Below are 12,152 nucleotides of genomic sequence, written 5' to 3'. Positions count from 1 at the left end.
GGAAAATGAAAAAAGTTATTTCGTTTATAGCCATTTTATCTTTACTATTTGTTGCAGCATGTTCTTCTGGTGCATCAGGTGATAAAGAATCATTTCCAACGGGGAATATTGAGTTTGTAGCGCCAGCAACTCCAGGGGGAGGTTGGGATGCAACTGCTAGAGCAATCCAAAAGATTCTTAAGGATGAAAGCATTGTAGACCAAAATATTAATGTTGTTAATAAACCAGGGGGAAGTGGAGAAGTAGGTTGGCAATATCTTTCTACAAAAGATGCACACTATCTATCTATTAACTCAAGTCTTCTTATTACAAATAACTTACTAGGCCAAAGTGAATTAACTTATGAAGATTTTACTCCACTAGCCATTTTAACAACTGAGTGGATTTCAATTGCAGTTGGAAATGATTCCGAGTTCAAAACTGCAAAAGATGTTATGGAACAATTGAAAAAGGATCCAGGCTCTTTAACTATTGCAGTTGCGCCAGGGTTAGGTAACAACGATCACCTATCATTTGTACAAGCTGCAAAAACATACGGTGTTGACGTATCTAAATTAAATTTCATGATTTATGAGAGTGGCGGAGATGTAGTAACTGCTCTTTTAGGTGGCCACGTAGATGTTGCCACAATGGCAGTTTCTGAGTCTAAGGATCAGCACATTGCAGGTAACTTCAGAGTAATTAGCGTTTCTTCTGATGAAAGAATAGAAGGTTTAGAGGATGTTCCTACATGGAAGGAACAAGGTGTAGATATGGTATTCCCTCACTGGAGAGGGATCATGGGACCAAAAGATATGACGGAAGAAGAAATTGCTTACTGGGATAAAGTAATCGGTGAAATGGTTGAAACCGATGCTTGGAAAGACCTAGTGAAAAATAATGACTGGTCTTCACTTTACAAGAATAGTAGTGAAACAGCTAAATTCCTAGAGGAACAAACGACAATGTATAAAGATTTAATTAGTGAATCTGGATTAGTTGACTAAAGAAAGAAGGGGCCCTATTTATTATAGGGTCCTTCGTTCTTTCATGACTTTGACATAATTAGAAAAATAAATAGAAAGAGGGAATATCATGACATGGCTTGTTGAACAACAAAAGAGTCAAAAAGAATTAGCAAAGGAATTTATAAATTATATTACGGCTGGACCAATCTTGAAAATTATGGGTACACATGACGGTATGGCTGCCTTAATGGCGAAAAAGGTTGGTTTTAAAGCATTGTACTTATCTGGTGGTGCATATACGGCAAGTAGAGGACTACCAGATTTAGGTGTGCTACATTCACAAGAGGTTGCCGAAAGAGCACGTGAAATTATCCGTGCATCTAATTTGCCTTTATTAGCTGATATTGACACGGGCTTTGGCGGAATCTTGAATGTTGCCAGAACGGCTAAAGAAATGGTTGAAGCTGGTGTGGCTGCCGTTCAAATTGAGGATCAGGATTTACCGAAAAAATGTGGTCATTTAAATGGGAAAAAGTTGGTCACAGCAGATGAAATGGCACAAAAAATTAAAATCATTAAAGAAGTTGCGCCTTCACTAGTTGTAGTTGCAAGAACAGATGCACTTGCTGTTGAAGGTAGAGAGGCTGCTGTTCAGAGACTAAAAAAATATGTTGAAGCAGGCGCTGATGCTATTTTCCCAGAAGCCTTAATTACAGAAGAAGACTTTAGGGCTTTCAGCAAAGAATTCGAAGTTCCTTTATTAGCAAACATGACCGAATTCGGAAAAACTCCATACTTTACAGCAGAGGAATTTGAATCATTTGGCTACTCCATGGTCATTTACCCGGTGACTTCTTTGAGAGCGGCAGCGAAAGCATATGAAATTGTATTCTCTGAAGTGTTCGAGAAAGGGACGCAGCGTGATGTGTTAGATAAGATGCAAACACGTAAAGAACTATATGAAACCATTAAACTTCATGACTATGAGGATCTAGATCAAGAAATAGCCAAAACGATTGTTCCTGAAATGAAGTAAGGAGGAAGAATAATGTCTCAATTCTCAGTGCGTTGTGTTGTTTATAGAGGTGGCACAAGTAGAGGTATCTTTTTTCATGAAAAAGATTTACCAACAAATAACGAATTGAAGCACAGAATTTTTTTAGAAGGAATTGATGCATACAATCCCTCACAAGTAAATGGCCTAGGAAGCGGTACATCTCACACAAGTAAAATCATGGTTATTTCAGAGCCAACTGTAGAAGGTGCGGACCTTGATTATACATTCTATCAAATTGGAATTGGAGAGTCAGTTGTTGACGATAAAGGCACTTGTGGAAATCTAATGGCGGCTATAGGAGCATTCGCAGTAGATGAAGGCCTTGTTTCAACGAGCTCAAACGATGATTTTGTTTCTGTATCAGCTTTTAATAAGAATATAAATAAAATGATAAAAATGAGAGTTCCACTATCAAACGGCAAAGCAAAGGTATCAGGAGATTATTTGATGCCAGGAATTGTTACCCCAGGAGCAAAGATCATGGTCAATATTCTCTCGCCTGGAGGGGGAAAGACTGGGAAAACAATTCCGATTGGTCTAAAAACAACGATTGCTACTAGTAAAAGAAGCTATGAAGCATCATTTATCGATATTGTTAACCCATTTGTGTATGTAGCTGCAAGTGATTTTGGGATAGCAGGTTCTGAGCTAAATCATGTTGTAGGAGCGGATCATGAATTATTGTCTGAACTAGAGGAAATTCGTTTGAAAATGGCAGTTGCCGGCGGTATCGCAAAAAACGAAGGTGAAGCAAAAAACATTCCCTCCATACCGAAAATTGCTGTAGTTGCTAGTCCACATGATTATGTGACTTCAGCGGGTAAGCATATTAAAGCGAACGATATTGATATTGTTGCAAAAATGGTTTCGATGAAGAAATTTCATCGTACTTTTGCAGGGAGTGGGTTATATAACTTAGCTGCAACTGCATTGCTTGAGGGAACAGTTCCAAATCAATACTCTAGAAAGAAAGATGGAAGTGTTGAACAAATGATTCGAATCGGTCATCCAGAGGGTATCGCTGAGGTACGCGTTGCTTTAACCGAGGAGCAGGCTGATGTTGCTTCTGTTGGCTTAGACAGAACAGCCCGAAGAATTATAAAAGGTGATTTATATATTCCTAAAATATAGTGTTTATCATAATATCTAGCTGATTGACATCAACTAGACTATTTTTTCAATGTTTACAACAACAAGGGAGGCGAAACCATGAGTGTAACTGATTCTCGATCTACATTAAAAAGAACATTATATGTAGATGGAAAAGAATATCAATATTATAGAATAAAAGATCTAGAAACGAATGGGTATCCGATTTCATCACTTCCTAATTCAATTAAAATGCTGCTAGAGGCTGCTGTTCGCCATCTAGATGGAAAGCAAATCACCACCTCACATATTGAACAACTTGCAAACTGGGAGAAGACACAATGGGAGAAAAAAGAAGTTCCATTCAAGCCAGCTAGAATTGTCTTTCAAGACTTTACAGGAATTCCTGCCATCGTGGATTTAGCTGCCATGAGAGATGCTGTGAAACGAAAAGGTGGAGATGTATCACGCATAAATCCCCAAATTCCAGTAGATTTAGTAATTGACCATTCAATGATTGTGGATTATTTTGGAAACCAAGAATCTTTGTCTAATAATCTTAATCTTGAATACGAACGAAATTTAGAAAGATATCGCTTTGTTAGGTGGGCGCAAAATAGCTTTTCTAATTTTAGGGCAGTACCACCTTCAAACGGTATTGTGCACCAGGTTAATTTAGAGTATTTGGCTACTTCGATTGTCACAAAAAATGAAAATGGAGAAAACATTGTCTATCCAGATTCTCTTGTAGGTACAGATTCCCATACACCGATGATTAATGGACTTGGAACAATAGGATGGGGTGTTGGTGGAATCGAAGCAGAAGCAGCCATGCTTGGACAACCACTTTATTTCGTGATTCCTGAGGTAGTAGGAATAAAGCTGACAGGTAAGCTTCAAGAAGGTGTTACGGCAACAGATCTTGCATTAACGATTACAAATTCACTTCGAAAAAAAGGAGTAGTAGGCAAGTTTGTTGAGTTTTTTGGCAAAGGATTATCCAGTATTTCTTTAACTGACCGAGCAACAATTGCCAATATGGCTCCTGAATATGGAGCGACTATGGGTTATTTTCCGATTGATGAAGTGACATTAGATTATCTCGAGCTAACAGGACGTGGAGAAAACCGATCATTGATAAAGGCATATTATGAGGCCCAAGGTTTATTTAGAACAGATGATACCCCTAACCCGAAGTTTACTGAAACACTAGAGCTGGATTTATCAACAATTAAACCAACAGTTGCGGGTCCAAAAAGACCACAGGATAGTATTGAATTGCGCTCGATGAAGGATGAGTTTTCTAGAGTCGTAACACAGGCGGTTGCAAGTGGCGGGTATGGCTTAGATGAAGCAGAGCTAACTAAGAAAGTTGAGTTAAAGGACGGTAGTGTGATCAGTACTGGTTCCCTCGTACTCGCAGCCATTACAAGCTGTACAAACACCTCGAATCCAAGTGTGATGGTAGCAGCAGGCTTAGTGGCCAAAAAGGCATTGGAACTTGGCCTTAAGAAGCCTGAGTTTGTAAAAACAAGTTTAACACCAGGCTCACGTGTAGTTACAAAATACCTTGAAGCATCTGGTTTACTAAAGGCATTAGAAGAGATTGGATTTTATATTGATGGTTATGGTTGTGCAACATGCTGCGGAAATAGTGGATCCCTTCTTGAATCTGTCGAGGAGGCAATTAAAAAGAATAATCTACTTGTCGCTTCTGTTTTAAGTGGAAATCGAAACTTTGAAGGACGGGTACATCCACTTATAAAAGCAAATTACTTAAGTTCGCCGCCATTGGTGGTTGCGTATGCTCTAGCGGGTTCAGTTCAATTAGATATGTACTCAGAACCACTTGGTTTCGGAAACAAAGGAAATCCAGTATATTTAAAAGATATTTGGCCATCTACAGAAGAAATAAATGAAGTGATCCGTTCTACTATTACGAAAGAGCTATTTAAAGAGGAGTATGAACATATTTTTGAAAATGAGGCATGGTCGTCGATTGAATCTTCTGAAGGGATGCTTTATAAATGGGATGATCAGTCATCCTATATACAGGAAGCGCCGTATTTCCTTGAAGAGCATTCAACAGTCAAGACAGACTCAGATTTTAAAAACATGAGGGCCTTATTAATGTTAGGTGACTCGATTACAACAGATCATATTTCTCCAGTTGGGCAAATTCCAGTAAAAAGCCCAGCCGGTATATTCCTAACAGATAAAGGTATTCCAGTTCGGGAATTCAATGCATATGGTTCAAGAAGAGGAAATCATCATGTAATGGTTAGGGGGACATTTGCGAATATCCGAATTCGTAATAAATTAGCTAATGGAATAGAAGGAGGCTTTACGAAGTATTTGCCAACTGGTGAAATCATGCCAGTTTATGATGCAGCAGTGAAATATAAGGAGGGAAATCAAAACCTTCTTATCATTGCAGGTAAAGAGTATGGCACAGGAAGTTCACGTGATTGGGCTGCAAAAGGAACGGCGTTATTAGGTGTTAAAGTAGTCCTAGCCGAGAGCTTCGAGCGCATTCATCGTAGCAATCTAGTAGGGATGGGAGTATTGCCACTTCAATTTAATGAAGGTGAGAACGCCGATACCTTACAATTAGATGGTAGAGAGGACTTTGAAATAAAAGGTCTAAACGGTGAAATCAAACCAGGACAAAAGGTTCAAGTGATTGCAAGGAAAGAAGACCAATTAGAACAAATTGAATTCACCGCTACTGTACGTTTAGATAGTGTAGTGGAAATTGAATATTATCAAAACGGTGGTATTTTACATACCGTACTTGAAAATCTTTCATAAACGATTAAAACCCTTAGTAAGAGTACTAAGGGTTTTAATCTACAATTTAATCGATTATTCATTCTAAAGGGAGGTATTTTCGTTTAGATCTGTCTTTTTCTTTTTTCTTCTGTTCACGAATAATGGATATGTTAGTGATAAAAGTGTCAAGATTAATAGTGTAATTGAAATAGGTGAACTAACAAAGATATCTAAATTACCATGACCAGCTACAAGGCTTTTTCTGAAGTTTTGTTCCATATCGCTTCCAACAATTAATGCTAAAATCATTGGAGCAATTGGGAAGTCGTAGAGCTTCAAGAATAAACCGATGACACCGAAAATAATTAAAATATAGAAGTCTAATATTGTGTAGTTCATTGTGTATGCACCGATAAATGCAAGGACTAAAATAATTGGGTATAAGACCTTTGCCGGAACATCTAAGATTTTTACAAAAACACCAACCATTAATACGTTAATTAAGAATAAGAAAATATTACCCAAGAATAGACTATCGATTAAACTCCATACCATATTTGGATCACTTTCGAATAGAAGTGGACCCGGTTTTACACCTAGCATGACAAGAGCTCCTAGCATTACGGCTGTTGTTCCAGAACCTGGGATACCCATAGTTAATAGTGGAACGAAAGCACCAACCGCTGCTGAGTTGTTAGCCGTTTCGGGTGCGGCTAATCCTTCAATTGCCCCTTTACCGAACTCTTCAGGACGCTTCGAAAGTTGTTTTTCCGTACTGTATGCCATTAATGAAGCAATCGCGCCACCGGCACCAGGTAGAATACCAACAATGAAGCCTAGTGGCGAACTACGGAACATTGGCCATTTTGAACGTTTCCAGTCATCCTTTGTAATCCAAACTCGTCCAAGTTTATTCTTCTTACCAATTGGTCTATCAATTGTTAAGTAGTTATAGAGAATTTCTCCAACTGCATAGATACCAATAATAATAACTAAGAAGTTGATTCCATCACTTAAATGAACATTTCCAAATGTAAAACGGTGTACTCCTGTCTGAAGGTCGATACCAACTGTAGCTAGTACTAATCCAAGTCCCATTGAAATGAATCCTTTAGTCATATTTCCAATTGATAAGGAAACGACAGCTGATAAAGTGAAAAGCATAAGTAAAAAGTATTCCGCTGGACCAAACTGTAGAGCGAAATTAGATAGTGGCTTTGCTAAAAACATAAAACCAATAACTGCGACAAAACCACCGATGAGTGAACCGATTGCCGTAATCGCAATCGCTGGGCCAGCACGACCTGCTTTTGCCATTTGGTAACCATCAAATGTAGCGGCAACAGCTGATCCGTCACCAGGAGTGTTAATCAAGATTGAACTTAAAGATCCACCATACATGGCACCATAGTAAATTGTTGCCATTAAAATTAATGCACTTGTTGGATCCATTCCGAATGTAACTGGGATTAAAACCGCAATTGCTGTTGCCGGTCCTAAACCTGGAAGCATCCCAACAATGGTTCCTAAAAATCCTCCGAATACGACAAATAGTATATTTTCCGGTCTAAGTACCGTTGCAAATCCTTCAAGAATTCCTTGGATATCCATGTTATCCCCCCTTAATCTATGGTAAGCTGACGGCTAGAAGTTGAGAAAAGGCGTACCATGATCCCAAACTAAATAAAACAGCTACACTAATATTAACCTTCCATTTTTCTTTACCATTAACGATGAATAAAACAGCTGCCATGAACAGCATTGTTGAAATTAAGAATCCTACTCTTTCAAAAATGAGCGTGTAAATCAATGATAATACCAATGTAGAAATGATTAGAAAGGGAACTCTGCCCTTAAACAATAACTTGATTTCATCATTTTTGGGATAGTGATTTTTAAGTTCTTTTATGAGATAAATAACACTCACAATAAATAGAAAAATACTAACCATCATTGGAAAATAGAGTGGACCATTTGGGTCTCCCAATTTGGCTTTAGGTAGATTAAGAGTTGAAATAAAGTAGAAAATGCTAATTAGAATTGAAATAATCGGTAGAATTAATCTAGTTGCCCCCATTTTTATAACCTTCCTTTCTCTAAATCTTTTTTTATTATTGATTCGTTTACTTGACCTTTTAAACACCCCTCATAGTAGTTAAAATTCTTAGTTGTTCTAATATAACTCTTAAAACTATTTTAAAAGTTCAGACACAAATTTGTAACCGTTTTCAAAATAAGTAATATAAAATTCGATAAATTCTTTTAGTTCATTTTGTTCATGGAAAAGCATCTTGAAAGAGATTCAAGATGCTTAACCTTTTATGATCATCTTTGTTTTGAATATTTACGTTCTGGCCTACCGACAATCCCATATTCAAGTTCGGCAATTACCTCATTAGTTGATGCTAGGTATTCTAAGTAACGTCTTGCGGTTGTTCTGGATGCTCCCATGCGTTCACCCATTTCTTCAGCAGTAATTCCTGTATCCAAGCGGTTGATAATATCTCGTACTTTTTCAAGGGAAAGGGGGTCAATACCTTTTGGATAATGTATTTTCTTTTCGACAGGCTGAATTTGTTTGCCCCCGAAATAGTGGTCTACAATCGTCTGATCGACTTCATTCCTGCTGTTTAATAGTTCTTTCTTTTCGATATATTTTTCTATCGTTTCCGTAAATTTTTCAAATGTTACCGGTTTTATCAGGTAATGAAAAACTCCGCCACGGAGCGATTCTTCTAAATGTTTCTTTTCCGTCGCGGCAGTTATCATAATGATGTCTACATCAGGATGCAGATTTCGAATGATCGGCAAAATTTCAGTACCCATTTTATCGGGCATATAAACATCTAATAAAAGCAAGTCTATATTTTGATGTTGGTTTAACAAATCAAGGGTTTCCTTTGCGTTTGAGGATTTACCCATCAGGTTCACAGCTTCAATTCTTTGTAAGAATTGTTCATGAATCGAGGCTACCCTAAAGTCATCCTCAGCAATAAGTACATTTATCATCAGTCTTCCTCCTTATCAATCTGACTTTTTATCGGTAGAAAAACCGTAAAAATTGCTCCGCCATTCTTTCCTTTTGATATTTCGATTGACCCATTTAACTTATCGACAACGGTCTTCACATTCCACAGTCCAAAGCCCCTGTTTTCTTCACCTTTAGAGGATACTCCTTTTTCAAAGAGAAGGGACATTTTTTCGGTTGGAATCCCGTTACCATTATCACTAACTTCGAAGACAATATCGTTTCCGATGTCGGTTACGAAAAATGTTACTTCACCTTCGTCTTGCATCACTTCGTCAATTGCATTGTCAATCAGATTTCCAATTATGATGATACAATCCGTAATTGAGATATGGTCCGGTAATTTGGATAAATAGCTATTTTCATCGATTATCAAACTAACCTTCTTTTCCGATGCCTTTCCTACCTTTCCAAGTATAATAGCTTGGAGCTTAGGATCTTTAATTTGATTAAACAATATATCGTTTTGAAAGTTTAGTTGATTTGTTTCTTCCTGAATCATAGCAATTGCTTGTTCATACTGTTTTAACTGCAGTAATCCGGATAAAACATATAATTTATTTGTGAATTCATGAGTCTGTGCCCTCAAATCCTCGGAGTAGTTTTTTATCTCTGTTAAGGTATCGACCATTTTCTTAATTTCTGTTTTATCTCTAAAACTAGAAACGACTCCAACTGTTTTACCATTCTCAATAATAGGCATACGGTTCACAATTAACACACGATTATTGATAATCATTTCATCATCGGTCTCAACCATATTTGTATCTAATACCCGGAGCATTCTGGTGTTTGGCAGAAGCTCAGCAATTGGTTTATTAATGCTATCTTTTGAAATTCCAAGCATTTGTTTTGCAGATTTATTAAGTAATGTAATATATCCCTTATTATCAATTGCAATAATTCCTTCTTTTACAGATTTTAAGATTGCATTCCTTTCTCGATATAAGGAAGCAATTTCATGTGGTTCAAGTCCCATTATGTCATTGCGAATACTCCTTGCTAATAGAACCCCACCAAATAAGCCAACGATTAAAACGATAATCGCAATAAATAACGTTTTAAGTAACTTCTGATTGATATTTTGTTTTATTTCATTTTTTAAATAACCGACACTTACAACACCAATGATTTGTTGTCCAGATTCTCCTGAAATAATCGGTGCCTTTCCCCACAAAATATTCCCTAGTTCATTATCTGTTTCGACTGTGTAAAAGCTGCCAAACACAATCGCTTTATAGTTTTCGTCATCAAAGGCTGAATGGTCGATACTAACATCGGGATAAGAGAAGTTTAGCCCATCCTTATATTCGATAAAAATAAAATTAGCTCCAACTTGGTTGCTGATTTGCTGTGTAATTGCTTCCATCGAACCAGATTGTAAATCTTCATGAGAACCATCTTTCAAGGCCGGTATTAATGAAAGTGTACGTGATGCCTGTAAAGAAAGCTTTTGCATTTCTTCATTGGTTTCTTTTGCTTCATAATAAATAAACATCCCTGTTAAGACTGATGTCACAAACACAATTAAAGTAAGAATTAATGTGATAATTTTAGTTTGTAAGGTAATGTTAAAAAGCTTTAACATGTGTCTCTCTCCGATGACATTAATATAGGAAGAAAATGTAGAATCTACTAGTATTATATCGAAAAATGGCGTAGATTCATAACATTTAATTTATTGAAACTTTTATAAATTACTATTTTATAAAAAGTAAAAAAGAAGCCCTTATCCTGTAAGAGCTTCTTTAATGATTGATTAGATTAAAAACATCGCTACAATTGTTGTTATTACCAATCCAATTGTTACCGGAAGTAAGTTCTTCCTAGCAAGTTCAAATGGGTCGACACCGCATATTGCAGCAGCAGGGATGAGTGCCCATGGAACGAGGGTTCCGCCACCGACCCAAATTGCGGCAATTTGACCAAGTGCGGTTAATGTCGCAGCACCAGCCCCGAGAGCGGATGAGAATAATGCAGCAAGTGAGCCAGCTAACGAAATTCCTGAAAAGCCTGAACCATCTAACCCTGTAATAGCACCGACAATGGTTAAGGTAACCGCGCCGACGGGGGCGTTTAATGGTACGACAGATGCAAGACTAACTCCAAGGTCATTCACAATTCCCTGTGAATGCTCTGGTAAGAAGTCGCCAATGATTTTAACAAAACCAGAGTCCCCAAGATAGAAAAACGCGGCGATTGGAATGACCGGACCAAATACTTTGAATCCAAATTGAAAGCCTTCAATTAAATAGGTTGTTGTTTTTTCTAATCCAGCATTTTTATGAGCAACAAGTGAGATTAGTAGAAGAATAAAGATAGAGGTTCCACCAACAAGTGCTGTTGCGTCTCCGCCGGAAAGATTTAAGACAGACATGGCAACAACATCTAGGGCAAAAAGGATAGGGATTAAAATGGCAAAGAGACGTTTTGCGGTTGTAGAAAGTAAGCTTCTTAAACGTTCTTCCTCTTTTTCTGAAAGATCCTGTGTCAACGGATTTGAATAGTCAGAATTACCATCTACAGAAAGAGTTCCTTTTCGCATATCGCGACGGAGTAAGAAATAGGCTACAACTGTTGTTACAATCCCCATCACAAAAACTAAAGGGATACTTGCTTTTACAACCTCCATAACTTCAAGACCAGCAGCATCTGCTGTAAGCTTAGGGGCGGCTTGAATGATAAAATCACTTGACAATGCAATTCCGTGACCGAACAAATTCATTGCCATTGCGACACCCAAAGCGGGCAAACCTACTCTCATTGCTACCGGTAAAAGTACCGCACCAATAAGGGCCACTGCTGGGGATGGCCAGAAAAACCATGATATTACCATCATGACAATACCAATTGTCCAATAAGCAAGAGCTGGGGAACGGATAAGTTTTGCAAAAGGAGCAATCATGATATCATTGATGCCCGTCACCGTTAATGCTTTACTCATCGAAACAATAATCGATATGACGAGTATCGTTGAGAGTAACTCGGTTATTGCATAAATAAAGCTATTAAAGACACCACTTACGGAAGCACTTATTGAACCAGTTGCTGTAATGGCGAGAAGAAAGATACCGAAAATACAAATAAGTGAAGTGTCCCTCCTCATCACCATAAAACCAATGATTAAGAGGATAAACGAAACATATATCCAATGCAGGGCGGTTAATTCCACTAACATTGTTAAACCCCCATTCGCTAATTCCGAATTCAAGCAGAGGTAACTACACGTTAACCTATGTTTGTATTACAGAATATGTAG

The 12,152-nt window shown here is 37.7% G+C and carries 9 protein-coding genes; 4 read left to right on the top strand and 5 right to left on the bottom strand.

The features are described from left to right. Window positions 1-5: 5 nt before the first annotated feature. From CKK03_RS09905 to acnA, 4 genes are all read left to right on the top strand, one after another. On the top strand, window positions 6-986 hold the full coding sequence (locus tag CKK03_RS09905) for a tripartite tricarboxylate transporter substrate binding protein (protein WP_099362425.1): 981 nt from the start codon (window positions 6-8) through the stop codon (window positions 984-986). Between the two features lie 88 nt (window positions 987-1,074). Continuing rightward, window positions 1,075-1,983 (top strand): methylisocitrate lyase, encoded by a 909-nt coding sequence (gene prpB, locus CKK03_RS09900; protein ID WP_099362424.1) that lies wholly within the window; start codon window positions 1,075-1,077, stop codon window positions 1,981-1,983. A gap of 12 nt (window positions 1,984-1,995) precedes the next feature. Further along, window positions 1,996-3,135 (top strand): PrpF domain-containing protein, encoded by a 1,140-nt coding sequence (locus tag CKK03_RS09895; protein ID WP_099362423.1) that lies wholly within the window; start codon window positions 1,996-1,998, stop codon window positions 3,133-3,135. Between the two features lie 78 nt (window positions 3,136-3,213). Next, window positions 3,214-5,904, top strand: a complete 2,691-nt coding sequence (acnA, locus tag CKK03_RS09890; protein ID WP_099362422.1) for an aconitate hydratase AcnA — start codon at window positions 3,214-3,216, stop codon at window positions 5,902-5,904. A 63-nt stretch (window positions 5,905-5,967) separates the two neighbouring features. On the opposite strand, the gene CKK03_RS09885 is transcribed toward acnA, so the two are convergent. The 5 genes from CKK03_RS09885 to CKK03_RS09865 form a co-directional block, all read right to left on the bottom strand. Next, window positions 5,968-7,476, bottom strand: coding sequence for a tripartite tricarboxylate transporter permease (locus tag CKK03_RS09885; RefSeq protein ID WP_099362421.1), 1,509 nt, complete (start codon window positions 7,474-7,476; stop codon window positions 5,968-5,970). A 16-nt stretch (window positions 7,477-7,492) separates the two neighbouring features. Beyond that, the gene (locus CKK03_RS09880) at window positions 7,493-7,942 is read right to left on the bottom strand and encodes a tripartite tricarboxylate transporter TctB family protein (protein WP_099362420.1); all 450 of its coding nucleotides are present in this window, start codon (window positions 7,940-7,942) and stop codon (window positions 7,493-7,495) included. Window positions 7,943-8,190: 248 nt separating this feature from the next. Next, window positions 8,191-8,874 carry a response regulator gene (locus CKK03_RS09875; RefSeq protein WP_099362419.1) on the bottom strand — a complete coding sequence of 228 codons (684 nt, stop codon included), beginning with the start codon at window positions 8,872-8,874 and terminating at the stop codon, window positions 8,191-8,193. After that, on the bottom strand, window positions 8,874-10,481 hold the full coding sequence (locus tag CKK03_RS09870) for an ATP-binding protein (protein ID WP_099362418.1): 1,608 nt from the start codon (window positions 10,479-10,481) through the stop codon (window positions 8,874-8,876). Before CKK03_RS09870 ends, CKK03_RS09875 begins: the two co-directional genes overlap by 1 nt. A 171-nt stretch (window positions 10,482-10,652) precedes the next feature. After that, window positions 10,653-12,071, bottom strand: coding sequence for a hypothetical protein (locus CKK03_RS09865; RefSeq protein ID WP_099362417.1), 1,419 nt, complete (start codon window positions 12,069-12,071; stop codon window positions 10,653-10,655). Window positions 12,072-12,152: the final 81 nt, after the last annotated feature.

This window comes from Fredinandcohnia onubensis, assembly GCF_002734215.1.
Lineage (GTDB): Bacteria > Bacillota > Bacilli > Bacillales > Bacillaceae_L > Ferdinandcohnia > Ferdinandcohnia onubensis.
Note: the sequence above shows the minus strand (reverse complement) of the source record. Positions and strands in the feature narration are given on the sequence as shown.

Coding starts and splice junctions, on each gene's coding strand:
- CKK03_RS09905 (WP_099362425.1), top strand. CDS start 6: ATGAAAAAAGTTATTTCGTTTATAGCCATTTTATCTTTACTATTTGTT.
- prpB (WP_099362424.1), top strand. CDS start 1,075: ATGACATGGCTTGTTGAACAACAAAAGAGTCAAAAAGAATTAGCAAAG.
- CKK03_RS09895 (WP_099362423.1), top strand. CDS start 1,996: ATGTCTCAATTCTCAGTGCGTTGTGTTGTTTATAGAGGTGGCACAAGT.
- acnA (WP_099362422.1), top strand. CDS start 3,214: ATGAGTGTAACTGATTCTCGATCTACATTAAAAAGAACATTATATGTA.
- CKK03_RS09885 (WP_099362421.1), bottom strand. CDS start 7,476: ATGGATATCCAAGGAATTCTTGAAGGATTTGCAACGGTACTTAGACCG.
- CKK03_RS09880 (WP_099362420.1), bottom strand. CDS start 7,942: ATGGGGGCAACTAGATTAATTCTACCGATTATTTCAATTCTAATTAGC.
- CKK03_RS09875 (WP_099362419.1), bottom strand. CDS start 8,874: ATGATAAATGTACTTATTGCTGAGGATGACTTTAGGGTAGCCTCGATT.
- CKK03_RS09870 (WP_099362418.1), bottom strand. CDS start 10,481: ATGTTAAAGCTTTTTAACATTACCTTACAAACTAAAATTATCACATTA.
- CKK03_RS09865 (WP_099362417.1), bottom strand. CDS start 12,071: ATGTTAGTGGAATTAACCGCCCTGCATTGGATATATGTTTCGTTTATC.